The organism is Pseudomonas sp. 22082, from assembly GCF_052046055.1.
GTDB classification, from domain to species: domain Bacteria; phylum Pseudomonadota; class Gammaproteobacteria; order Pseudomonadales; family Pseudomonadaceae; genus Aquipseudomonas; species Aquipseudomonas pharyngis.
In genome coordinates, this window is record NZ_JBQEQB010000058.1 from 1 (window position 1) to 382 (window position 382).

Sequence of the window (382 nt, forward strand, 5' to 3'; positions counted from 1 at the left end):
TGGCTGGAGTCATTCGCTGGCGCATCGGCTGGAGATTGATGGCGCTTCGGTGGTCTGGGTGGATCACGAGAACCGGCGTACGCGGTTTCCGCTGCCGAGTGTCGAGCGGCCGGAAATCCACAACAGCTTGTCGCGGGCGGCGATCTTTCTGGGAGATGAGCCGGAGGAGTTGATTGTTGCGCTGGCGGGGGACGCTGCGCGGTTTTATCACTTTCGGGTTGGGCGTCTGACGGCTGTCAGCGATGCCTACGGTAACCGGTTGCGTATTACGCGGGATCGTCTGGATCGCGTTGAGCGCCTCGACAACGGCGCTGGTCGTTCGTTGTTGCTGCGCTATGAGCGAGCGCATCTGGTTGCGGTCGATTATCAGGTTTGGCGCGAT

1 pseudogene is annotated in these 382 nt (G+C 61.3%); it reads left to right on the forward strand.

Annotated features, from left to right (window positions below):
- Positions 1 to 382 (forward strand): annotated as a pseudogene (locus tag ACTJK9_RS29590) (RHS repeat protein); the annotation flags it as partial.